Source organism: Staphylococcus sp. HMSC055A09, assembly GCF_001809655.1.
Classification (GTDB): Bacteria; Bacillota; Bacilli; order Staphylococcales; family Staphylococcaceae; genus Staphylococcus; species Staphylococcus capitis.
Genome location: NZ_KV798367.1, coordinates 317 through 23,792 on the forward strand (window position 1 = coordinate 317; position 23,476 = coordinate 23,792).

The window sequence follows — 23,476 nt, forward strand, 5'->3', positions numbered from 1 at the left end:
AGTGGTTAACGCATCGGATTGTGGTTCCGACATTCGAGGGTTCGATTCCCTTCAACCGCCCTTATTATTAATGGGCTATAGCCAAGCGGTAAGGCAACGGACTTTGACTCCGTCACGCGCTGGTTCGAATCCAGCTAGCCCAGCCATTAGAGCCATTAGCTCAGTTGGTAGAGCATCTGACTTTTAATCAGAGGGTCAGAGGTTCGAATCCTCTATGGCTCACTTTTAAACACCTTCATTATTGAAGGTGTTTTTTTATTATTTGATTTAAATAAATATAACTACAATACTTCTTGAAAAATGCAAGCGTATACATTATTCTGAATCTATGTAAATGAAAGGGGTATTGTCATGAATCAACGTATTGAAATTATTGGTGCACCTTCCACATTCGGTCAAAAGAAACTTGGTGTAAACTTAGGACCAGATGCAATTCGTTATGCAGGATTATTGTCACGTCTTAAAAAAATGGGACTTGATGTTATAGATAAAGGTAATATAGAAGTACCAACATTAGATGTAGAGAAATTTAACTCTGATCAAGAAGGGTTAAGGAACTATGATGAAATAGTAACTGTTTCTGAAAATCTTAGCAAAGCTACATCAGAAATAGTAGAGAAAGGAAACTTTCCACTTACACTTGGTGGCGATCATTCAATAGCTGTTGGTTCGATTTCAGGTATTAGTCAACATTACGAAAATCTAGGTGTCATTTGGTACGATGCTCATGGTGACTTAAATGTACCTGAAGAATCTCCTTCTGGTAATGTTCACGGTATGCCTTTAAGAATATTAGCAGGTGATGGACCAGATGAACTTGTCAATATAAATGATTTTACGCCTAAAGTTAAACCTGAAAATATCGTATTAATTGGTATGAGGGATTTAGATGAAGGTGAAAGGAAATACATAAAGGATAAGAATATTAAAACTTTTACTATGGCGGATATCGACCGGTTCGGAATACAAGAGGTGATTGAAAGATCTCTTGAGTATCTAAAATCTAGAAATATAGATGGCCTTCATTTCTCACTAGACGTTGATGCTTTAGATCCCGCTGAAACTCCTGGAACGGGTACAAGAGTAATGGGTGGTTTGAGCTATAGGGAAAGTCACTTTGCACTCGAATTGTTAAATGAATCAAAATTAGTTACTTCAATGGATATAGTTGAGGTTAATCCTCTTATTGACAATTCGAATCATACTGCTGAACAAGCTGTTGCGCTATTAGGTACTTTCTTTGGTGAAACACTTCTATAAATAAAATTGTGAAAGCACGACTTACATGGTATATACTGTGTAAGTTTTTTTATTTTTTAGTCTTTGTTCATATGACACTATTAACAATGATTGGTATAATAATTAATATGGAAAAATATTACCCGGAGGAGATGTTATGGATTTTTCCAACTTTTTTCAAAATCTTAGTACATTAAAAATTATTACTAGTGTACTTGATTTACTGATTGTTTGGTATGTACTTTATCTTCTCATAACAGTTTTTAAAGGCACTAAAGCGATTCAATTACTAAAAGGGATTGTCGTAATTGTTATCGGCCAACAAGTCAGTAAGATGCTTAATTTAACAGCAACCTCTAAATTATTTGATATCGTTATTCAGTGGGGAGTACTTGCACTAATTGTTATTTTCCAACCTGAAATACGAAGAGCATTAGAACAATTAGGTAGAGGTAGCTTTTTAAAACGTTATACCAACACTTATAGTCGTGATGAAGAGAAATTAATACAATCTGTTTCTAAAGCTGTTCAGTATATGGCTAAAAGACGAATAGGTGCACTTATTGTTTTTGAAAAAGAAACAGGATTACAAGACTACATAGAAACTGGTATTCCAATGAACTCAGATATTTCTCAAGAGTTATTGACAAACGTCTTTATTCCAAACACACCATTACATGATGGTGCGATGATTATTCAAGGTAGTAAAATAGCTGTAGCAGCGAGTTATTTACCTTTATCAGACAGTGTTAAAATATCTAAAAGTTTAGGAACAAGACATAGAGCAGCAGTTGGGATTTCAGAGGTATCTGATGCTTTTACAGTTGTAGTTTCAGAAGAAACTGGAGATATATCTGTAACTTTTGATGGTAAACTTAGAAGAGATATATCTAATGAAGTTTTCGAAGAATTACTTGCTGAACATTGGTTTGGCGCACACTTTCAAAAGAAAGGTGTGAATTAAAATGTTAGAAAGTAAGTGGGGATTAAGATTTGTAGCGTTAATCCTAGCTATATTTTTCTTTTTATCAGTTAATAATGTATTTGGAAATGTGTTTAATACAGACGATATATCACAGAAATCCACTAAAACAATTCAGGATGTACCTGTAGATGTAATTTACAATAATAAAGATTTACATGTTACGAAAGCGCCTGATAATGTCGATGTTAATTTATCAGGCCCCCAATCAAAGTTAATTAAAATTGAAAATCCAGAAGACCTTAAAGTAACAATTGATTTATCCGATAAAAAAGCTGGAGAGTATCACAAGAAATTTCAGGTTAAAGGTATAGATGACGATGTAAGCTACAGTGTAAAACCTAAAAGCGCAGATGTTCATCTAGAGAAAAAGATTACTAAAAAAATGCATGTTCAACCTGATGTAAGTCAAAGTGATATTGATGCAAAGTATAAAGTAAGTAAACAAAGCATTTCTCCTGAAACTGTTAAAGTGACAGGTGGGGAGCAACAGCTTAAAAAAATTGCTTATTTAAAAGCTACATTTAAAAAGGCTAGTAAAATTTCAAAAGATACAAATGATGTAGCTGAAGTCAATGCATTTGATAAAGAATTAAATAAATTAAATGTCTCAATTAATCCTAGTGAAGTAGATTTAAAAGTTGCAGTTGAACCTTATAGTAAAAAAGTAAAAGTTCGTACTAAATCAACGGGTAAACTAGATAATGATAGAGAATTAGATAATATCAAATTAAACGATAAAGAAGTTGAGATTTACGGTAGTAGAGACGATTTACAAAGCATCAATGAAGTAACAGCTGAAGTTGATTTAGATGGCGTATCAGAATCAACTGAGAAAACAGTAAAATTTGACTTGCCAGACAATGTTACAAAAGTAAGTCCTAAGGAAACGAAAGCATATATAAACGTTAAATAATTGTTAGATATAAAGGAGAGTTTAAAAATGGGAAAATATTTTGGTACTGATGGTGTTCGAGGCATTGCCAACCAAGAGCTTACACCTGAATTAGCTTTTAAATTGGGTAGATATGGTGGATATGTTTTAGCACATAATAAAGGGGAGAAGCATCCAAAAGTACTAGTGGGTAGAGATACGCGTGTTTCAGGTGAAATGCTTGAATCAGCCTTAATCGCAGGTCTTATCTCTATTGGCGCTGAAGTCATGCGTTTAGGTATTATTTCAACACCAGGTGTAGCTTATTTAACTAAAGAAATGGAAGCTGCTTTAGGTGTTATGATTTCAGCTTCTCACAACCCAGTTGCAGATAACGGCATAAAATTCTTTGGTTCAGATGGTTTTAAATTATCTGATGATCAAGAAAATGAAATCGAAGAATTGTTAGATCAAGATAATCCTGAATTACCTCGTCCTATCGGTGAAGACATTGTACATTATTCAGATTATTTTGAAGGTGCTCAAAAATATCTAAGCTATTTAAAATCAACTGTAGATGTTAATTTTGAAGGACTTAAAATTGCTTTAGATGGAGCTAATGGTTCTACATCATCACTAGCACCGTTCTTATTTGGTGATTTAGAAGCTGATACTGAAACAATTGGATGTAATCCGGATGGATATAATATTAATGAACAATGTGGTTCTACACATCCTGAGAAATTAGCGGAAACTGTCTTAGAGACTGAAAGTGATTTTGGTTTAGCCTTTGATGGCGATGGAGATAGAATTATTGCTGTAGATGAAAATGGTCAAATTGTTGATGGAGACCAAATCATGTTTATAATTGGTCAAGAAATGCATAAAAACCATGAATTAAACAATGATATGATTGTCTCAACAGTTATGAGTAATCTCGGTTTTTATAAAGCATTAGAAAATGAAGGTATTCAATCTAACAAAACAAAAGTAGGAGATCGTTACGTTGTCGAAGAAATGAGAAGAGGTAACTATAATCTTGGTGGCGAGCAATCTGGTCATATTGTGATGATGGATTATAATACAACGGGTGATGGATTACTTACAGGTGTTCAGCTTGCTTCTGTAATTAAAATGAGCGGTAAATCACTAAGTGAATTAGCATCACAAATGAAAAAATATCCTCAATCTCTTATCAATGTTAAAGTAACTGATAAATATCGAGTAGAAGAGAATATTCATGTACAAGAAGTGATGACTAAAGTTGAAACTGAAATGAATGGGGAAGGTAGAATTTTAGTTCGCCCTTCAGGTACAGAACCTTTAGTAAGAGTTATGGTGGAAGCAACCACTAATGAAGACGCTCAACGTTTTGCTCAAGAGATTGCAGATGTTGTTCAAGATAAAATGGGATTAGATAATGCGTAACGAATAAGTTATTCTTATATTCCTTATTAATAAATTAAAACACCTTCGAAAGAATCTTTCTTCTTTCGAAGGTGTTTTTTATATCATTTACTTTTTCTGTAATAATTCTAATTCTTTAACAATTTCATCAGCTAATTGATCGTCAACTTTGGCATATGTTTTTAAGAAGGCCTTAGCACCATGTTCTTTAATATAGTTATTTTTTTCTACTGTTTCTTGATCAGCATTGTCATCGTATGCAAGAAGAAGAGCAGCTGCTTTAACTAAACCTTCACGTTCTAAACCTTTATTATATAAATAAGTTAATGGTTTGATAATACGATCTTTAGGACCTATTTTACGTATTGTTCCTCGACCAACACGTGTAACTTCATCAGATAGATTAGGATTATTGAAACGATCAATAATTTTCTCAACGTATTGCTTTTGTTCATTTTTAGAGAAATCAAATTGATCTGTGATATATTGACTCGTTTCACTAAGAGCTTGGCGAAGGCCTGCTTCTATTTGTTTATCTTCGATAGAATCTAAAATAGTAGCTTTATTTTCAAAATGACCAGCGTAAGCTAAAAATGCATGTCCTGTATTAACTGTTAACAATTTTCTTTCTATATATGGTGTTAAGTCATCTACATATTTAATATGTTCTAATTCTTTACCGTACCAAGCATCTTTTTCGATAACCCATTCAAAGAAAGGTTCTACCATGACGTCTAATATATTTTCATTTTTTTGTAATGGCACAATTCTATCCACTGCTGAATTTGCAAAATGGATATTGTCAGCTAATGGCCCAGTAATATCCAGAATGGCTTTTTTCAAAGTATCTGTGGCCATAATAGCATTTTCACAAGCAACAATATTTACATGATTTTTCTTTTCTTTTAAATATGGAGCAAATGATTTAGCAATAATTGGTAAAATATTTACTCCAACAGCCGTTGTGATTAAATCTGCTTCAAGTATTGCTTCTTTAAGTTGATCTGAGGGTTTAGCTGAATTAATAGCATCTACATTATTCACTCGAGTTGTTGTTTTAGCTTCATCAGCTAAAATAACATCGTATTGATGTTCACTATCCAGTGCATTAATTATATCTTCATTTACATCTGCAAAGGTAACTTTAATGTTATTGTCAGCTAATATATATCCAATAAAACCTCTGCCGATATTGCCGGCACCAAAATGAACTGCTTTCATTATGCGTCAGCCTCCTCGAATACTTGTTTAATTTCATCTGCAGATGTAGCATTTACGATGCGATCAACATTTTCTTCTTCACTAAAAGTAATTGCAATTTTAGAGAGTAAATCTAAATGATCGCCATCTTTACCTGCAATGCCAACTACGACTTTTACTTCTTCGCCATTCCAGTCAACACCTTCAGGAATTTGTAATAAGCTTAAACCTGAACGAATCACATTACCTTTAGCTTCTTCAGTGCCGTGAGGAATTGCTAATGCATTACCCATGAAAGTTGATACTACGTTTTCACGGTCTTTCATAGCTTCGATATAGTTTGGTGTTACAGCACCACTATCAACTAAAACTTGTCCTGCTTTTTCGATTGCATCATTTTGATCAGATGCTGATACATTTAAAAAGATATTGTCATTACTAAATAATTCACTCATTTAAAACACTCCTATTGTAATTGATTTTTCATTTGATTTAATAATGTGTTTCTTAAAATAGTTTTAAATTCATATGGATTTTGCATAAATTCTTCGATGTCATTCAAATGCTCGCTTACCGCCTCTGAGAGGGCACTTACGAATTGAGCCATTTTTTGATTATCTGGAATAAACATACTTATCAAATAATGAACTGAATTTAAATCATTTTGATTACGTTGCAATTGTATCGGTTCTTCCAAAATAGTAATAAGTATGGAAGGTTTTTTGAACATGTTATCTTTTAAATGTGGGATTGCTACCGGATAAGGATGTAACACCCAATTAGGATTTTGTTCAAACTTTGATTGCAGTAAATCAGCGAATGATTGCCTGTCCTCAATTATATTTTCATTTAATAAGTAAGTTTCTAAATATTGCTTCCAATTATCTACTAATTTATATTCTATTTTCACTGAATCTAATACCTCTAAACCTATGCGCATATCTTGAATTGTTTCTTCAGGATTTGTAAAGGTATTTGAGTTATCATTTTCAGCTAGAAGAGTTTGATTTGAATTCGTACTTAGAAAAGAAGCTACATAAGACACTTCATGTTCTGGTAATAATGGATTAACAATTAGAAATGGGGCTTCGATATCTAAATTTACAGTCGAAATAATTCCGTCGTAGTTATTTAAATCTAATACATTCAAGTCGCTTACAGAAGCTTGAGTAATTCTTTCAATTTCACTAAAGACTTGCTCAAGACGATTGGCTAATAAACGACTTGTTCCAATGCCACTGCTACATACGACTAGGATATTTAAAAAGCGATTTCCCTGATTTTTAATGGATCCACCAAAGTGAAGCACTATAAAAGCAATCTCACTTTCAGGAAAAATTAAATCAGACCACACCATATGCAATGCTTTATGAATCGTTTCAAAAAGACGTGGATATTTAAATTTAATCATTTCAGTTAAAGGATTGTAGGTTTCAATGTTAGATTTCAAACGATTAATTGCAGGATTAATATGCAATGTTAACCCCTCGATTAAGTTTTCCTTATCTTTAAAATGTTGTCCTGATATTCGTGTAACTGTATTAACAAATTGACGAATCTTTTTACTACTATTATCTTCCTCAGAATTAGAATCCTTTGTACCTTTACGTTTAGCACCACGCAAATGAATTGTTATAAAAGTGATTTCAGCTTGGTTAAACTCAACGTTATATATTTCTTCAAGACGTTTAGCAATTTCTGTTGCAACTTCATGCTCGAAGGTATCTTTAACTGTTTCATATATATCTTTATTTAGTGAGACGTATTCACCATTTTGCATACGTGTAATACTTAACACAATGTGAATCGTCAAAGTTAAATAACTAGATTCTGTTAGGGTATAGGGCAGTTGACCTAAATAGTCCATCAATATACGTTCAATTTTAAATATTCTATCTAAATCTACGAGAGATTGTTGAGAATGATTCAAAGATTGGTAAACAAAGTGATTTTCAATTACAGAATAAACGCTTGTACTATTTAAGTTATTTACCATAAGTTGACTAAGAAATTCTCTTTTTTTAGACTCAGGACCCTTTAAGTAGACACCTTCGCCACGTTTTCTTGAAAGTGACAGTTGATAAGATAATAATTCTTCTTCTAAATCATCTAAAAGTTTAGCTAGAGCTTGAATTGAAACACCAATTTCGTGTGCTAAACTAAATTGTTTTATTGCGTGTTTAGTTTGTATAAGAGCATAAAGAATGATTACTTTTTGTTCTTCAATTGATAAATCTAATGTTTGTTGAGTTGTAACTGCTTCCTTCAATCGTCTAATATTGTTAGCTTCTCCAGACAATCGTATACCCTTTTTATTGGCTCGCTCTAATTGTATTGAAAATGTACTTAAGTACGATTCAATTTGTTTTAACTCTCTATGAATAGTACGAGAGGACACCGCTAGTTGTTGAGCGATGTCGTATATAGTGACATATTGGCCGTGATACTTGATTAATATTTCAATAATCTCTTTTGCACGTGTACTCAGTAACATGGCGGTATCCTCCATTTTTGAAAATAATTAAGTTAATCTTCGTGCTTTAAATTATTTAATAACTCTTCATATCTTGGTGAATTTAAGAAGTTATCCACTGAAATATGAATAGCATTTGGAACTTGTTTAATGGCACGATCTGTTAGCGTTTTTTGCGTGATTACAAGTTGTGCATCATGAGGTAATTGATTAATAGCTGTATTAGTCACATTGACGTCAGTAATACCAGCTTTCTTAAATTTATTACGTAGCATACTTGCACCCATAGCACTTGAACCCATACCCGCATCACATGCGAATATAACATGATTTACACCGCTATAATCGTGTGCATCAACATTCTCAGTATTGTAGTTATCTAAAAGTTGTTCAGTATTATCTTCATCATTTTCTTTCTCATTTTCTGTAGAAGACGTAGTAACACCTGTTGTTCCAGCTGTGCTCGCATTCTGTGCATTTGAACGAGTTGCTTCTTTATCAGAATGCGTTAGTTTAGATGAAACGTTAGATTTTTTACCTTTCGTCGCTTCCATTTGAGCTGTAGCAGATTCTAAATCTTGTTTAGGTTCTTTAGTGAATTTCATAATAAGTGCTGCGATGACAAATGATACTAATGTAGCAAGTACTACACCAAGTAACATGTGTAAGAATTCGCCTCTAGGTGCGTTTAAGCAGTAAACGATAAATGAACCTGGGGACGCTGGACTTTTGAAACCGAAGCCAGTAGCTTGATAAGTTGCAACGCCCGTCATACCACCTAAAATAACTGCAATAAATAGTAATGGACGCATTAAAACATATGGGAAGTAAATTTCATGAATACCACCTAGGAAGTGGATAATACCTGCACCATATGAAGTTGCTTTAGCAGTTCCTTTTCCGAAAATCATATAGGCCAATAAAATACCTAGACCAGGTCCAGGGTTAGATTCAATAGTAAATAAGATAGATTGACCAGCATGTGCTGCTTGGTCGGTACCAAGTGGTGTAAATACACCATGGTTAATCGCGTTATTTAAGAATAAAATTTTAGCTGGTTCAACAATAATACTTACTATAGGTAGTAAATGAAGGTGAACTAAGAATTCAACAGCTACAGACAAGATGTGCATGATGAATTTCATGATTGGAGCTAAAATTTCAAAACCAATAATTGTCATAATAAAACCTAAGATACCTGCAGAAAAGTTATTGAATAACATTTCAAAACCTTGTGGTGTTCTAGGTTGCACGAATTGGTCTACTTTTTTCATTAACCAACCAACAAGTGGCCCCATAATCATGGCACCAAGTAACATTGGTGTTTCAGGTAAAGCTACAATAACCCCCATAGTTGCTGTAGCTGCAATAATACCACCACGTAAACCATGAATTAAACGCCCACCGCTAAATGCGATGAGTAATGGAATTAAGTACGTAATCATCGGTCCAGCTAATTGAGATAAATCTTTGTTAGGGAACCAACCATTATCAATGAAGATTGCGGCAATAAAACCCCATGCGATAAATGCACCAATGTTAGGCATAATCATACTGCTTAAGAATGATCCAAACGCTTGGACTTTACGACCGACTTCTTTTTTCTCTTGAGTTTGTGACATCTCTACACCTCTTTTTTTAATTAGTATGTGACTATATTTAGTTTAAATCTTGTAGTTAGTTTCTCTCAATATAAACAAAAATTGAGTTTGTCATGATATTTGTGACAAGATTAAGTCTAACTATTATATAGTAGAACTTTGAATTAGTTTATATTAATAAGTTTTTTCAAAGGTTAAAAAAATAAGTTTTTTAACTTATTTTAGGAAGTATTGTTAAATCATTTGCAAAATAAATCATCGTCAGTGTACAATAATGATTAATGGAAAGGAGGAAAGAAAGTAAATAAATAGTTATAGCGCCTGTGCAAATGACTATATTATTGTTGAAAATTAAAAGTTAATTATGAGAACTTTTATAGAGAATAATATAGCTTTTGTAGACGAGGAGGATAGTGATCGAATAGATCGGCGGATGCTATCCCGGATGTGGCTCATTCGTTAGCTTATTAAGTAAAACACTAGGGCAACTTAGTGGACAAAGTTAATAAGATCGCCGAAATAAAATACTACTAAGGGAAGCGTAGAGTAGCGTGTTAAAATGATCAATTACACACGCTTATTTCTTGATGTCCTCGTATGACATCATTGATATGGTAGAAGGTTATTAATATAAATTAAAATAACAAATCATATTGCTCTTGCTATCCCTCATTTTGGAGGAAATAGATTATGTGTGGAATTGTTGGTTATATTGGATACGACAATGCTAAGGAATTACTTTTAAAAGGTTTAGAAAAATTAGAATATCGTGGTTATGATTCAGCAGGTGTTGCTGTAGTTAATGATCAAGGGACTAAAGTATTTAAAGAAAAAGGTAGAATTGCTGAACTACGTAAAGTCGCAGATAACAGTGATCAAGATGGAACAGTAGGTATTGGTCATACACGTTGGGCAACTCATGGTGTACCAAACTATGAAAACTCTCATCCTCATCAATCAGCAACAGGTCGTTTCACATTAGTACATAATGGTGTGATTGAAAACTATGAGGAGTTGAAAGCTGAGTACCTATCAGATATTAAATTCCTTTCTGAAACTGATACAGAAGTGATTGTTCAGTTAATTGAACACTTTTCAAATGAAGGACTTTCAACAGAAGAGGCCTTTACTAAAGTTGTGACTTTATTACATGGTTCATATGCTTTAGGTTTATTGGATGAGCAAGATAAAGATACGATTTATGTAGCTAAAAACAAATCTCCATTGCTTGTTGGCGTGGGTGAAGGTTTCAATGTTATCGCTTCAGATGCATTAGCAATGTTACAAGCTACTAACCAATATAAGGAGATTCATGACCATGAAATCGTAATTGTTAAACGCGATGATGTGGTAATCAAAGACACTGAAGGTAATGTTCAAGAGCGTGAATCTTATACTGCTGAAATCGATGCTTCAGATGCTGAAAAAGGTGTTTATGATCACTATATGTTGAAAGAAATTCATGAACAACCAGCAGTTATGCGTCGCATTATCCAAGAATATCAAGATGAAGAGGGTAACTTGAAAATTGATAAAGACATTATCAAAGATGTCGCAGATGCAGATCGTATTTACATCATTGCAGCAGGTACAAGTTATCATGCCGGTTTAGTAGGGAAAGAGTTCATCGAAAAATGGGCAGGAGTACCAACAGAAGTACATGTTGCTTCAGAATTTGTTTACAATATGCCTTTATTATCTGAAAAACCATTATTCATCTATATTTCACAATCAGGTGAAACAGCAGACAGTCGTGCCGTACTAGTTGAAACGAAAAAATTAGGTCATAAATCATTAACTATTACTAATGTTGCTGGTTCAACGTTATCTCGTGAAGCGGATCATACATTACTCTTACATGCAGGTCCTGAGATTGCTGTAGCATCTACAAAAGCATATACAGCTCAAATTGCAGTATTATCAATACTTTCACAAATCGTAGCTAAAAATCACGGTCGTGAAGCTGATATCGACTTATTAAGAGAATTAGCTAAAGTAACAACTGCTATTGAAACTATCGTTGATGATGCACCAGTAATGGAAGAAATTGCTACTAATTTCTTAGAAACAACTCGTAATGCATTCTTTATAGGACGTACAATTGATTATAATGTAAGTTTAGAAGGTGCATTAAAACTTAAAGAAATCTCTTATATTCAGGCTGAAGGATTTGCTGGTGGTGAATTGAAGCACGGTACAATTGCACTTATCGAAGAGGGTACGCCAGTTATCGGTTTAGCAACTCAAGAGAATGTTAACTTATCTATCCGTGGTAATATTAAAGAAGTTGTAGCTCGTGGTGCTAATCCTTGTATCATTTCAATGGAAGGCTTAGACAAAGATGGTGATACGTATGTTATCCCTCATGTACATGAGTTATTAACACCATTAGTTTCTGTTGTTACTATGCAATTAATTTCATATTATGCTGCATTGCACAGAGATTTAGACGTTGATAAACCACGTAACTTAGCTAAATCAGTTACAGTTGAATAATTGAACTAGTTTTTAAAACCAGTTAAGGGAAACCTTGCTGGTTTTTTAAAAAACATTTTTAACAGAATATTCCGAAAAATATCGTCGCGGTAGCTCACAATATCAATGTTGTATTTTAAATTGAAATGCATCTTCGTTAATTCTACAAAAGGTAAAGGTTTCTAAGCTATATATATGATATCAACGCTTTATTAAAGTTAAAGTCGTTGCACTTTATATCAAACAGTGACACAATTTATTTAAGTAATTAAAGTAACGAGTGGAGGATAATATGAATAACGTTAAAGCAATATTCCTAGATATGGATGGAACAATTTTACATGAAAATAATAAAGCATCTAACTATACCAAGGATGTGGTAGATGAATTACGTGAAAAGGGTTTTAAGGTATTTCTAGCCACAGGTCGTTCATATTCTGAGATACATCAACTCGTACCTGAAGGTTTTAAAGTTGATGGAATTATTAGTTCTAATGGTACTACTGGTGAAATCGAGGATCAAAATTTGTTTAAACACAGCTTATCTTTAGAACAAGTTAAAAAAATTGTTAAATTAGCTCAACAACAACATATCTACTATGAAGTATTTCCTTTTGGAGCACAACGTATCGTTTTAAAAGAAGATTATCAATGGATGCGTGACATGATTACTGGTGAAACGCCACCCAATAATGTAAGTCATAGTGAATGGACTTCAAGACTAGACGCTATGAAAGATAAAATTGATTGGCGTGACGAGTTGCCGGACTTAGATTATTCTAAAATCTATTTGTTTAATCCAAATCTTGATAAAATTACCACATTCAGAGATGAACTTATTCAGAATAAAGTTTTGCTAAGTATCAGTGTTTCTAACTCGTCTCGTTATAATGCAGAAACAATGGCGTATAATACCGATAAGGGTACGGGGATTAAAGAAATGATTGAACACTTTGGTATTCAGCAAGAGGAAACATTAGTCATTGGAGATAGTGATAATGATCGTGCGATGTTCGACTTTGGGCAATATACAGTTGCAATGAAAAATGCACGACAAGAAATTAAAGATATCACAGATGAAGTGACTGAGGAAACAAATGAAGAAGATGGGGCAGCTAAATACTTAAAATCACGATTATTAGACAAATAAATATATAAACATTAAAAACTCGCAAGTAACGATAATAGGTTACTTGCGAGTTTATTTAATAACTATTATTTCTTGTCAAAAGTGTCTTTAGCTCTATCTGTAATGTCGTCTTTATTGTCAGACACCTTTTCAGAAGCTTTGTCTTTTAAATCTTGACCCTTACTAGAAGCGTTATCTTTTTGATTGCTAAATTGATTTTCAGCTTTATCTTTAAGATTATCACCTTTAGAGTCATTGTCGTTCACTTTATCTTGAACTTTTTCTTTTACGTTAGATGTTTTACCTTTGTTATCGTCTTTAGATGTAGCTAATGAATCTTTGTCATTCTTCTTACCTTTGCGAGCTTTCTTACCAGGTTTATCAATTTTATCACCACGTGTGATGAAGTAATAAATGATACCCATAAGAATGATAAAGTAAATAACAATTCTAATTAGAATGATTAAAATAAGCACAACGTATGCAAGAATTTGAGCAACTGATTGTGACATATGACTAGTTAAATAACTAAATAGGGTAATTAATGGTTGACCTGTAATAAGAACAACTAGGTTAAGTAATAAAATACCAATAAAGAATTTTAACCAAGTTTTCTTACCATTCTTAATTCCATTAAATCCTTCTTTAACATTACTCATTGCTTTTCGATGTGGATTTTCTGCAAATGCAACTGTGTAATTAATCATGAAGATTAAGAAGAACCAATAAACGATTGAAGTAATGAATCCCATTAGTAAAATAATTACAATTTGAGAAATAATTAAAATAGCAATTGAATTATCCACATTACTTACTGATTGTTGTATCCACGCATACAATTGAATAAAAGTGACGTTGTACAATAATTTTAGTAAGTATGCAATGATAAACATAATCATAATAGCAACAACTGAGATCAATGCTAATAATAAAGATGTTGCATAACGGCCTTTTTTAAAGGCAAAAAATAAATCACTAAATTTAATTTTTTCGTGCTTCATAGCCTTTTGGATAACATTAATAGCACCTGCTAATAGTTGATATCCAAGGAAAATAAATAGTAAAGCTAAAATAAGATAAATAATAATAATAGGGATGTACATTGTTAATGAAACGGATTGTCCGAATTGTTGTAACATTTGCATCTGAGTAGAAAATTGAGCTATAAATGCTGATGCAAATCGATAAACAATAAAACAAACTGCAAAACTAATTAAAGCGAATAATAAAGCTTTGAGTAGTTGCGGTTTAGCATTTTTAAATGCCGATTTATAATATCTAAACAAATTTTAAGCACTCCTTTAACGTAATATAAATACAATATCAAAAATCTTATTTTTTTTAAATTAATATCTAACATAAAAGGGTATTGAAGTGTTAAAATATGCTAGTAAATTCACATTGAAAGGAGATATCATCATGAAATTTGCAGTTATTACTGATATCCATGGTAATTATGATGCATTAGAAAAGGTGTTAGATGATATTGATAGTAGAGAAGATATCGATAAAATTTATAATCTTGGCGACAATATAGGTATTGGACACGAGACAAACAAAGTTTTAGATACTGTATTTGATCGTGATGATATGGAAATGATTGCCGGTAACCATGATGAAGCAATCATGACACTAGTTAATAACACACAATATCCTGAAGATCTTAAAGGCAAATTTTATGAGCATCATCAATGGATAGAAAGCCACCTCGATGAATCATATTATGATGAATTAAATCAATTACCACGATACATTGAGAAGACTATTAAAGGTAAAAAGGTTTTATTTATTCATTATGAAATTCCTAATGAAAAATTAGAAGTAGGAATTGAAGGGCAACCTTTCGCACCGATGGCTAGTGATGATGAGCAAGAGATTTCTAAGCTTTTTGAAGATAAAGACGCGGATTTAATACTATTTGGCCACAATCATCGTTTACATTTATTTGATGATAAATCTACAATTTACTTTAATCCAGGTGCAGTGGGATTAAATAACGGAGCTCATACTGTATATGGTATTGTTACAATTAATGAACAAGACATTTCTGTTGAACGTGTAAAACTAGACTATGATGAAGAAGAATTTATTGAAGGTTTTGCTGAAAAACAAGTACCAGCAAGAGACTTTATTTTTAAAAACTTTATGTAAATAATTGAATATCCTCAAGGATGAGACATTGGAAGTGTCTTGCCCTTGAGGATATTTTTAATGACTATTGGCATGTGTATGAGTGTGTATGTGTTCATGAATACCTGAACATAATGTTGAATCATCATGTTTATGTTTAGGTGTTTCAAGTTGTATTGTCATGTGTTGAACATTTTGATGCAATAAATCATGTTCAATGGTTTCTAAAAGATTTTCACATTCTTTAACTGTTAATTGCTCTGAAACAACTGCGTGACAACTGAGTGCATTCATATCATTTGATATAGTCCAAACATGATAATCATGTACATTTTGAATGCGTTCGTCTTTAGTGATTGTAGATATCACTGCTTCTAGGTCTACATCACTAGGTGTACCTTCCATTAAAATATTTAGTGAAGATTTTGCTATACCGTAAGCACTTTTTAAAATAATTAGTGACACCAGAATACTAGCGATAGGATCAGCAAGAGTAAAGTTAAACGCCCAAATTAATAATGCTGCTACGATTGCACCAATTGAACCAAAGAGATCACCTAATACATGGATAAAGGCGCCACGCATATTTAAATTATGAGATGTATCACCGCCTCTAAACATTAACGCTGCAACTACAATATTAACGATTAAGCCAATTAAGCTTATAATAAACATCTCTTGAGATTGCACTTCTGGAGGGGCGAAAAATCTACGAATAGCTTCGATAATAATCATAAGACTGATAATAAATAAAGTTACGCCATTGAATAAAGCAGCGAGCACTTCAAAGCGTTTATAGCCATAGGTTTTAGTTTGTGTAGCATTCTTTTCCGCATATATAAATGCGATAAGTGCTACGCCAAGTGAGATGGTGTCACTTAACATGTGAAATCCATCAGAGAGTAAGGCCAAGCTATTGGCAATAAATCCACCGATGATTTCTACTAACATAAATAATCCTATAATAAAGAAAGAGATTAAAAGTACTTTCTTATTATTTGTATGGACATGACCATGTGCATGATTGTGACTATGATGTTGATGATTGTGATTTGTCATATTAACTTCCACCTTCATTTGGATGACTAGCATGATGAATGGCTTGTTTGAGTAATGTAGATACGTGCTTGTCGTCTAAAGAATATATCATAGATTGACCTTGTCGCTTTGATTTAACCAAGTGTGTACTTTTCAATAACTTTAGTTGATGTGACACATTTGATTGAGACATATTCAATGTATGTGAAATGTGTCCTACACTTGCTTCTCCAAATTCTAATAATTCCATAATACGTAAACGGTTGAGATCGCTTAAAGCTTTGAATATCTCAGTGACTTTGCTTAAAGTATCTACATCGGTATGTTTATTTTGATCAATGTCATTCACCTTGAAGCACCTCTTTATATGAATATTTGTTCATATATTAATATAATTTATTGCGGTAGTGATGTCAATCGTATTTTTATTGGGTTTACTTTTTGAAAATGAGTGGTAAACATCAATTACGATTTTAAAAAGGGAGGACGTTAAGAATGAGTATTTTATTAATCGGTGCTAATGGTGGCGTAGGTTCAAGATTAGTACAACAATTAAAATCAGATAATATTGATTTTACTGCAGGTGTTCGTAAAGAGGAACAAGTGAAAGAATTAAAGGACCAAGATGTCGATGCAACGTTGGTAGATGTTGAAAAAGCCACTGTTAAAGATTTAACTCAACTCTTCAACAATTACGATAAAGTTATTTTCTCAGTAGGTTCAGGTGGCAGTACAGGCGATGATAAGACAATTATAGTTGATTTAGACGGTGCTGTTAAAACTATTGAAGCAAGTAAAGAGGCGGACATTAAGCACTATGTAATGGTTTCAACTTATGATTCAAGAAGAGAAGCTTTCGATTCTGCTGGCGATTTAAAACCGTATACAATTGCTAAACACTACTCAGATGATTATTTAAGAAATTCTGGTCTTAATTATACAATTGTGCATCCTGGAAGACTTACTGATGATGAAGGTACTGGTAAAATTGAAGCAGATTTATACTTTGATAAACGTGCGTCTATTCCTCGAGACGATGTAGCAACAGTGCTTAAAGAAGTAGTTACATCAGATAAATTTGCTAATCAAGAATTTCAAATTCTTAGTGGCGATAAAGAAATTAAAGATGCGATACAAAAATATGAATAATCGTTATAAAAATGATATTAGCAAAAGCAGTCGAGTTACCTTTTAGGTGATTCGGCTGTTATTTGTTTTAAATTATCGAGTGAAAAATGGTTTATTTAACTTCAGATTGATATTGTTAATAATAATGCAAAACTTTAATTAATTAGTGAAGCGTTTGATAAACTAAAATTGAATTAAAGATGATTTGTTCTATTTGTTTTTAAATAATAATTTTTATTCAAAAAATTCGGTACTTCTTTAGGTTTTGAAATGTGGTACAATCATAAATAGTGATAATGAAAAATAATGGATATAACTTAAAGTTAGGGAACTCAATACATAATTATTAAATTGACTGTTGTCTCTTTAGAAATATAGAAACTACTTAATAATAAAGTGAAAAATGTCTTTAAGGAGATAAGTATACTTAAGTTAACTTTAGAATGATAGATTAAGTTGACGTTTAAGATAATGGAGGTGTAATGATGCCGTTATTTTTAAAGCCTATTTTTCATGAAAAGGTTTGGGGTGGAAGTAAACTCCAACAATTTGGATATCATCTTCCAAATGAGCATATAGGTGAGTGTTGGGGAATATCCGCACATCCGAATGGTAAGAGTGAAATTCTCAATGGACCTTATGCGGGGCAGACACTAGATCAAGTTTGGAACGACCATAGAGAACTATTTGGCGAGTTTCCAAGTAAAGATTTCCCTTTAATGGCTAAAATTGTTGATGCTGAGGCACCTTTATCAATACATGTTCATCCTGATGATTCATATGCTTATGAAAATGAAAATGGTCAATATGGCAAGTCCGAATGTTGGTACATTATCGAATCGGAGGAAGATGCTGAAATTACCATTGGCACTAAAGCATCATCTCGTGAAGAATTTGAACAACAAATAAAGGAAGGCAAGTTCCAAGAAAACTTAAGAAAGATTAAAGTTAAACCTGGAGACTTTTATTTTATTCCTGCTGGCACAATTCATTCTATAGGCGCTGGAATCATGGCATATGAGACAATGCAGTCATCTGATGTATCATATAGAGTATATGACTACGATCGTAAACTTAATAACAATGAACAACGGACACTAAATGTCTCTAAAGCATTAGACGTAATGGAGTACTCTAGTGAACTGCCAAATATTGTACCTCAGAACGAAGTGATAGAGAATCACAATTGCACCCACGTAGTGTCTAATGACTTCTTTACTATAGTAAAATGGGAAATTTCAGGTACATTAAATTATATGAAGCCACGTGAATTTTGCTTAATTTCTGTATTAGAAGGTAATGGTAAAATTATTATTGATGGTGAAATTTTTGAGATTGAAAAGGGAACTAATTTTGTTTTAACATCTGAAGATTTAGATAGCGTATTCGAAGGTGATTTTACGCTTATAATTAGTTATATTTAAGCTTGATTAAAAATAAATTGCTAGTAATTATATAGAGATTAATCATACAAGGAGCGTTAGTTTTGAAGCAATTTTTATATATTTCTCTCATTTGTGGAATGATTTCAGGAGCTGGAATATTTTTACATATGCCACATTACCCTACATTAATTCTACCGAGAGTTGTAGCAATTGTAGGTATTATTAGTGCTTTGATTACGATTAAAGATAAAGATATTAATGCTATGCTTAAATTAGGTGGAGTAATGATTAACGTCATTCCGTTATTAGGTAGCATGATTACACCTCATTAATAAATTTGTTTATTATAGGTTATGTAAATGTTTATCAAAAGTTTTAATGACTTTTTATTCGAAGCTAAGACAGATGAGTTGTCTTAGCTTCTTTTTCTTAAAATGATAAAAACAGCTAATTGTTAGAGAATATTGAAAATGTGTGATAAAAATTATGATAAAATGAATTTAAAATTTGTATCAAAGTATTCGTAATACACATTTATTTAAATTATAGGTTAGATAAGGAGTATCATAATGACTGAGGAAATTAACTATTTTTGGCTAAACTGTGGTTATAATAGATGGAATCACAATGAACCCCTTGTAGGTCAAACAACTTTATTTGAATCGGGTGCACATTTCAATCCTTCTCAAGGATTTCGTGCTTTTAAAAAGGCCAAAGCAGGAGATCAAGTCATCTTTTATCAAGTACAAACCGATTCTGGTTTATTAGGTATAGGCGAAATCATAAGTGTTCAAGCAGGCGCTCAAAATAAAATCAGGGTAGAATTTAAATTCAATGAAGAACTGAAATCATTGACAACCGACTATTTAAAACGAAGTGAAGCTTTAGATTTTCGTATGAATAATATGAAAGAAACGTTGTTTAATCAAATTAAACAATCAGAATTTGATTTAATTGTAAGTTTAGGAAAAGGGGAAACTAAAATCCCAAGATACTTTTTATTATCTGAAACAGATGACTTTGAACCAGGTAAAAATTATACAATTTTTACGCATACTTACAATGGAATAAAAAGAAATGGTTATCACTTCTATACACAACTTGAAGTTGGAGATAATATTATTATCTATAATAAAGAAAAAGATCAATCAGTAGTAGGTATCGGCGAAGTGGCTCGTCATATTCATGAGAAACCTCCAATTCCAGGTAGAACGAATAGTACGGCTATAGAAATCTTGTATGGCAAGAATATTGACCCAATTTCTTTAGGTCATTTAAATAAACATCAGAAATTAAAGAATTTATATTTCTTACAAGAAAATGCTAAACAAGCTATCGCGAGTATGTCACAAACACAATATGATGCTATATTAGAAATGAGTGACAATAATGGTATTAAAAATCCATTCGAGACAGTTCAAAAATCAGAAGTCACTGAATATCAAAATGATGATTCACTCAAACCATTTATATTATTAGTTGTTGATAGAAAAGAAGAAGGCTTAAAAGCAGCTAATGATTTATTGCAAAAAACAAATGCAAATCCTGTCATTACTAGTGGACATCCTGATTTTACAGAGGATATGTTATATGGCAAATATTTACCAAATGAATCAGGCGCTCTATATTATCGCGAAGGATTTATTACGCAATTAATGCCTACCAAAGATAAAAATTATTTAGTTATTGATAATTTTAATCGTATCGATCCAGATATCTTCCAAACGTACATTAATGTATTAGAAGGTTATGAGGTGACATTACCTAGGTACAATAAAGATGGAAGTATGATTAAATGGTCTAAAAACAAAGATTCCTTCTATCACTTTAATCCTAATTGGCATATTATTGGTGTAACATATGATTCTATAGAGGACATTAAACAGAAGTATTCTCAACAGTTTCTTAAGTATACGCGCATTGTACGCGTTAATCATTCAGAGTAAGTTAGTTTAATAGAATATCTTAATTAAATTTTAGAAATTAAATTTGAAATGACTCTCCTCAAACTCTTTACGTTAATAAGTGAAAGTTTTGAGGGGAGCTTTTTATGTTTTAAAGATTCTTAATCGCCATTAAGTTAAATACAAATGCTTTTATTTCAATTAATTAAAATTACTAAAGAAATGTTTGTAAATGAGGAGGAGGCCGTGTTTATGATGTTTTGAAAAAAGGAAATGTAATTGTAAGAGTTAATAAAGGAGGTATTTAATATGCCTATTATATATTATGACGGTAATTGCATTTATTGTTATAATTATGCGATTTGGCTTATTCAAAATGGACTTTCTAAGAGCTATGAGTTCGCAACTATAAAAGGTGAGATTGGCGAACAATTTTTTAATCAACACCCCGAAGCCAAAAATAGAAATAGTGTAATCTTGCAAAAAGGTGAGCATTTAGAATATAAATCAGACGCGATTGCTACGCTTATTACTTCGTTGCCAAACAATAAAAAATGGTTAGGTATAGGTCTAAGAGTACTGCCGAAAACAATACGTGATTTAGGTTATAATTTATTTGCTAATAATAGAGACAAAATGTGGAAGACACACTGGCATAAGCCTACTGAATATGAAAAATCATTCTTTTTAGATGATAATGCTAAAATCAAGTTAACTTAATTGATAATTTTGACTACTAATTGATAATATATAGGTGGAAGTCAAAAAGTTAAAATAACTTTCAATATTAGAAAATATTAGAATTTGTATGTAATGAGTTCATTTATTAATGCAAATAAGCATCGTCATAATTTCGACAACAATTTGAAATAATTATAAATAAAAGTGTGATTTTGCTTTACAGATTAGAATTATTATAATATAATAATTATTGCAATCAAGGAAAGCTGATTAATTAAGGAGTGTATTTTAAATGAGTAATCAACAAGATGTAGTAAAAGAATTAAATCAACAAGTAGCAAACTGGACAGTAGCATACACAAAATTACACAATTTCCATTGGTACGTAAAAGGACCAAACTTCTTCTCATTACACACTAAATTCGAAGAACTTTATGATGAAGCTAGCCAATATGTAGATGATTTAGCAGAAAGAATCTTAGCTATTGGTGGTAACCCAATCGGTACTTTAACTGAAAGCTTAGATAAATCAATTGTTAAAGAGGCTGGAAAAAATTATGCAGCTGAACAAATGGTAGAAGAACTTTCACATGATTTCACTAATATTTCTAAACAATTAGAACATGCAATAGAAGTAGCAGGTAATGCAGGTGATGATGTATCAGAAGATATGTTTATTGGCATGCAAACTTCAGTTGATAAACATAATTGGATGTTACAATCTTATTTAGGTAAATAATTTGATAGACAACGTTCTAAAAAATAAATTTGGACATAATTGCTAAAAATAATAGCAGTAAGAAGATTTCAATTAGAATCTTCTTACTGCTATTTTTATTTTCAACACTAAGTACTAGTGTTGATCCTTTAATATTTTATTCAGCAATTTCAAGTGCAATTTCCATCATTTGAGTGAATGATGTTTGTCTTTCTTCTGCACTTGTAGCTTCATCACGTAAAATATGGTCACTAACTGTGAAGACGCCAAGTGCTTTTTTACCTGCATTGATGGCATTTAAATATAAACCTGCTGATTCCATTTCAATTCCTAATATACCCATTTTCTTCCATGCATCGTTAAATGTTGCATCTGCATTATAAAAAGTATCAGATGATAATACATTTCCCACATGTGAAGTAGCACCAATTTCGTCTGCTGCTTTTTTAGCTTTAGTAATTAAGTCAAAATCAGCAATCGGCGCAAAATGTCCAGGAATATTAAATTGATCTACATAATTTGAATTTGTTGATGCAGCTTGAGCAATAATTACATCATATAAATTAACATCCTCTTGAAGTGCACCACATGAACCCACGCGAATAATTGTTTCTACATCAAAGAAATTATATAACTCATAAGAGTAAATACCAATACTTGGAATTCCCATTCCTGACCCCATAACTGAGATTTCTTTACCTTTATATGTTCCTGTATAACCGAACATGTTGCGTACTTCATTAAATTGTTCAACATTTTCTAAGAAGTTATCCGCAATATATTTTGCACGTAGCGGGTCACCTGGCATTAATACAGTTTTAGCAATTTTTACACCATTTGGTTGAATATGAGGTGTACCATTCGTCATAAGTTATCTTCTCCTTATTATTTAAGTTATCAATATAGATTAAAAAGCTTTATATCACAATATAAGATAACATTTGTTTATCTTTTATGCGAATTTTTGTACTATATAATTGTAAGTAAATATTATGTGATTATTAACTAAGTGTGAAGCTGTATAACAAATTAAATTAAAATTTAGTGACTTCTAGACACTTTTTTCTGTCATCTTCAGAAGTATACCAGGACTTATATTTGTTTGCTAGTTT

The 23,476-nt window shown here is 32.1% G+C and carries 21 protein-coding genes and 2 tRNA genes; 15 read left to right on the forward strand and 8 right to left on the reverse strand.

All coding sequences use genetic code 11. From position 1 onward, the window contains the following. Window positions 1–71 precede the first annotated feature (71 nt). The 6 genes from HMPREF2642_RS05095 to glmM all read left to right on the forward strand — a co-directional run bounded on the left by HMPREF2642_RS05095 (window position 72) and on the right by glmM (window position 4,523). Window positions 72–146 (forward strand) — tRNA-Gln (locus HMPREF2642_RS05095). A 3-nt stretch (window positions 147–149) separates the two neighbouring features. Further along, window positions 150–222: transfer RNA gene (locus HMPREF2642_RS05100), tRNA-Lys, on the forward strand. A gap of 129 nt (window positions 223–351) precedes the next feature. Beyond that, window positions 352–1,260, forward strand: coding sequence for an arginase (gene rocF / locus HMPREF2642_RS05105; RefSeq protein ID WP_023351327.1), 909 nt, complete (start codon window positions 352–354; stop codon window positions 1,258–1,260). 136 nt (window positions 1,261–1,396) lie between these two features. After that, window positions 1,397–2,203, forward strand: a complete 807-nt coding sequence (gene cdaA / locus HMPREF2642_RS05110) for a diadenylate cyclase CdaA (protein WP_002435856.1) — start codon at window positions 1,397–1,399, stop codon at window positions 2,201–2,203. 1 nt (window position 2,204) lies between these two features. Further along, the gene (locus HMPREF2642_RS05115) at window positions 2,205–3,137 is read left to right on the forward strand and encodes a CdaR family protein (RefSeq protein WP_023351328.1); all 933 of its coding nucleotides are present in this window, start codon (window positions 2,205–2,207) and stop codon (window positions 3,135–3,137) included. Window positions 3,138–3,164: 27 nt separating this feature from the next. Next, window positions 3,165–4,523 (forward strand): phosphoglucosamine mutase, encoded by a 1,359-nt coding sequence (gene glmM / locus HMPREF2642_RS05120; protein WP_049427228.1) that lies wholly within the window; start codon window positions 3,165–3,167, stop codon window positions 4,521–4,523. Window positions 4,524–4,610: 87 nt separating this feature from the next. Here the strand turns inward: glmM and HMPREF2642_RS05125 are convergent, their stop codons facing one another. From HMPREF2642_RS05125 to HMPREF2642_RS05140, 4 genes are read right to left on the reverse strand one after another with little or no spacing between them, the layout of a single operon-like run. Continuing rightward, the gene (locus HMPREF2642_RS05125) at window positions 4,611–5,723 is read right to left on the reverse strand and encodes a mannitol-1-phosphate 5-dehydrogenase (protein ID WP_002453750.1); all 1,113 of its coding nucleotides are present in this window, start codon (window positions 5,721–5,723) and stop codon (window positions 4,611–4,613) included. Continuing rightward, a complete protein-coding gene (locus tag HMPREF2642_RS05130; protein WP_002435784.1) occupies window positions 5,723–6,157 on the reverse strand; it encodes a PTS mannitol transporter subunit IIA in 435 nt (144 codons plus the stop codon). Before HMPREF2642_RS05130 ends, HMPREF2642_RS05125 begins: the two co-directional genes overlap by 1 nt. An 11-nt stretch (window positions 6,158–6,168) precedes the next feature. After that, window positions 6,169–8,196 (reverse strand): BglG family transcription antiterminator, encoded by a 2,028-nt coding sequence (locus HMPREF2642_RS05135; RefSeq protein WP_070597710.1) that lies wholly within the window; start codon window positions 8,194–8,196, stop codon window positions 6,169–6,171. A gap of 32 nt (window positions 8,197–8,228) precedes the next feature. After that, a complete protein-coding gene (locus tag HMPREF2642_RS05140) occupies window positions 8,229–9,797 on the reverse strand; it encodes a PTS mannitol transporter subunit IIBC (RefSeq protein WP_070597711.1) in 1,569 nt (522 codons plus the stop codon). A 669-nt stretch (window positions 9,798–10,466) separates the two neighbouring features. Here HMPREF2642_RS05140 and glmS point away from each other — a divergent pair. Together glmS and HMPREF2642_RS05150 are read left to right on the forward strand one after the other, a co-directional pair. Beyond that, window positions 10,467–12,272: a glutamine--fructose-6-phosphate transaminase (isomerizing) gene (gene glmS, locus HMPREF2642_RS05145; RefSeq protein WP_037551327.1), complete on the forward strand. Its 1,806-nt coding sequence runs from the start codon at window positions 10,467–10,469 to the stop codon at window positions 12,270–12,272. 271 nt (window positions 12,273–12,543) lie between these two features. Continuing rightward, on the forward strand, window positions 12,544–13,401 hold the full coding sequence (locus tag HMPREF2642_RS05150) for a Cof-type HAD-IIB family hydrolase (protein WP_002453745.1): 858 nt from the start codon (window positions 12,544–12,546) through the stop codon (window positions 13,399–13,401). 65 nt (window positions 13,402–13,466) lie between these two features. Here HMPREF2642_RS05150 and HMPREF2642_RS05155 read toward each other — a convergent pair whose 3' ends face one another. After that, window positions 13,467–14,666, reverse strand: coding sequence for a hypothetical protein (locus HMPREF2642_RS05155; protein WP_064212370.1), 1,200 nt, complete (start codon window positions 14,664–14,666; stop codon window positions 13,467–13,469). A gap of 133 nt (window positions 14,667–14,799) precedes the next feature. Between HMPREF2642_RS05155 and HMPREF2642_RS05160 the strand changes: the two genes are divergently transcribed. Next, the gene (locus HMPREF2642_RS05160) at window positions 14,800–15,531 is read left to right on the forward strand and encodes a metallophosphoesterase family protein (RefSeq protein ID WP_070597712.1); all 732 of its coding nucleotides are present in this window, start codon (window positions 14,800–14,802) and stop codon (window positions 15,529–15,531) included. Window positions 15,532–15,588: 57 nt separating this feature from the next. Here HMPREF2642_RS05160 and czrB read toward each other — a convergent pair whose 3' ends face one another. After that, the gene (gene czrB / locus HMPREF2642_RS05165; RefSeq protein ID WP_049427239.1) at window positions 15,589–16,569 is read right to left on the reverse strand and encodes a CDF family zinc efflux transporter CzrB; all 981 of its coding nucleotides are present in this window, start codon (window positions 16,567–16,569) and stop codon (window positions 15,589–15,591) included. 1 nt (window position 16,570) lies between these two features. Continuing rightward, complete coding sequence (locus HMPREF2642_RS05170; protein ID WP_030062749.1) at window positions 16,571–16,888, reverse strand: ArsR/SmtB family transcription factor; 318 nt, start codon at window positions 16,886–16,888, stop codon at window positions 16,571–16,573. Window positions 16,889–17,043: 155 nt separating this feature from the next. Between HMPREF2642_RS05170 and HMPREF2642_RS05175 the strand changes: the two genes are divergently transcribed. The 6 genes from HMPREF2642_RS05175 (at window position 17,044) to HMPREF2642_RS05200 (ending at window position 22,385) form a co-directional block, all read left to right on the forward strand. Next, the gene (locus HMPREF2642_RS05175; protein WP_049427241.1) at window positions 17,044–17,697 is read left to right on the forward strand and encodes an SDR family oxidoreductase; all 654 of its coding nucleotides are present in this window, start codon (window positions 17,044–17,046) and stop codon (window positions 17,695–17,697) included. 464 nt (window positions 17,698–18,161) lie between these two features. Then, window positions 18,162–19,100: a mannose-6-phosphate isomerase, class I gene (gene manA, locus HMPREF2642_RS05180; protein WP_049427244.1), complete on the forward strand. Its 939-nt coding sequence runs from the start codon at window positions 18,162–18,164 to the stop codon at window positions 19,098–19,100. A gap of 62 nt (window positions 19,101–19,162) precedes the next feature. Next, a complete protein-coding gene (locus tag HMPREF2642_RS05185) occupies window positions 19,163–19,393 on the forward strand; it encodes a hypothetical protein (RefSeq protein WP_002453738.1) in 231 nt (76 codons plus the stop codon). A 237-nt stretch (window positions 19,394–19,630) separates the two neighbouring features. Further along, window positions 19,631–21,007 (forward strand): EVE domain-containing protein, encoded by a 1,377-nt coding sequence (locus tag HMPREF2642_RS05190; protein WP_070597713.1) that lies wholly within the window; start codon window positions 19,631–19,633, stop codon window positions 21,005–21,007. A 267-nt stretch (window positions 21,008–21,274) separates the two neighbouring features. Continuing rightward, complete coding sequence (locus HMPREF2642_RS05195; protein WP_002435797.1) at window positions 21,275–21,685, forward strand: thiol-disulfide oxidoreductase DCC family protein; 411 nt, start codon at window positions 21,275–21,277, stop codon at window positions 21,683–21,685. Window positions 21,686–21,938: 253 nt separating this feature from the next. Further along, a complete protein-coding gene (locus tag HMPREF2642_RS05200) occupies window positions 21,939–22,385 on the forward strand; it encodes a Dps family protein (RefSeq protein ID WP_002435760.1) in 447 nt (148 codons plus the stop codon). A gap of 136 nt (window positions 22,386–22,521) precedes the next feature. On the opposite strand, the gene deoD is transcribed toward HMPREF2642_RS05200, so the two are convergent. Then, window positions 22,522–23,232, reverse strand: a complete 711-nt coding sequence (gene deoD / locus HMPREF2642_RS05205) for a purine-nucleoside phosphorylase (protein ID WP_002453735.1) — start codon at window positions 23,230–23,232, stop codon at window positions 22,522–22,524. Window positions 23,233–23,476: the final 244 nt, after the last annotated feature.

What these genes read in the sequence shown, in the direction of transcription:
- HMPREF2642_RS05195 (WP_002435797.1), top strand. Translation starts at nt 21,275, where the DNA reads ATGCCTATTATATATTATGACGGTAATTGCATTTATTGTTATAATTAT.
- HMPREF2642_RS05135 (WP_070597710.1), bottom strand. Translation starts at nt 8,196, where the DNA reads ATGTTACTGAGTACACGTGCAAAAGAGATTATTGAAATATTAATCAAG.
- HMPREF2642_RS05150 (WP_002453745.1), top strand. Translation starts at nt 12,544, where the DNA reads ATGAATAACGTTAAAGCAATATTCCTAGATATGGATGGAACAATTTTA.
- HMPREF2642_RS05160 (WP_070597712.1), top strand. Translation starts at nt 14,800, where the DNA reads ATGAAATTTGCAGTTATTACTGATATCCATGGTAATTATGATGCATTA.
- cdaA (WP_002435856.1), top strand. Translation starts at nt 1,397, where the DNA reads ATGGATTTTTCCAACTTTTTTCAAAATCTTAGTACATTAAAAATTATT.
- deoD (WP_002453735.1), bottom strand. Translation starts at nt 23,232, where the DNA reads ATGACGAATGGTACACCTCATATTCAACCAAATGGTGTAAAAATTGCT.
- czrB (WP_049427239.1), bottom strand. Translation starts at nt 16,569, where the DNA reads ATGACAAATCACAATCATCAACATCATAGTCACAATCATGCACATGGT.
- HMPREF2642_RS05175 (WP_049427241.1), top strand. Translation starts at nt 17,044, where the DNA reads ATGAGTATTTTATTAATCGGTGCTAATGGTGGCGTAGGTTCAAGATTA.
- HMPREF2642_RS05140 (WP_070597711.1), bottom strand. Translation starts at nt 9,797, where the DNA reads ATGTCACAAACTCAAGAGAAAAAAGAAGTCGGTCGTAAAGTCCAAGCG.
- glmM (WP_049427228.1), top strand. Translation starts at nt 3,165, where the DNA reads ATGGGAAAATATTTTGGTACTGATGGTGTTCGAGGCATTGCCAACCAA.
- HMPREF2642_RS05190 (WP_070597713.1), top strand. Translation starts at nt 19,631, where the DNA reads ATGACTGAGGAAATTAACTATTTTTGGCTAAACTGTGGTTATAATAGA.
- HMPREF2642_RS05115 (WP_023351328.1), top strand. Translation starts at nt 2,205, where the DNA reads ATGTTAGAAAGTAAGTGGGGATTAAGATTTGTAGCGTTAATCCTAGCT.
- HMPREF2642_RS05200 (WP_002435760.1), top strand. Translation starts at nt 21,939, where the DNA reads ATGAGTAATCAACAAGATGTAGTAAAAGAATTAAATCAACAAGTAGCA.
- rocF (WP_023351327.1), top strand. Translation starts at nt 352, where the DNA reads ATGAATCAACGTATTGAAATTATTGGTGCACCTTCCACATTCGGTCAA.
- HMPREF2642_RS05125 (WP_002453750.1), bottom strand. Translation starts at nt 5,723, where the DNA reads ATGAAAGCAGTTCATTTTGGTGCCGGCAATATCGGCAGAGGTTTTATT.
- manA (WP_049427244.1), top strand. Translation starts at nt 18,162, where the DNA reads ATGCCGTTATTTTTAAAGCCTATTTTTCATGAAAAGGTTTGGGGTGGA.
- glmS (WP_037551327.1), top strand. Translation starts at nt 10,467, where the DNA reads ATGTGTGGAATTGTTGGTTATATTGGATACGACAATGCTAAGGAATTA.
- HMPREF2642_RS05130 (WP_002435784.1), bottom strand. Translation starts at nt 6,157, where the DNA reads ATGAGTGAATTATTTAGTAATGACAATATCTTTTTAAATGTATCAGCA.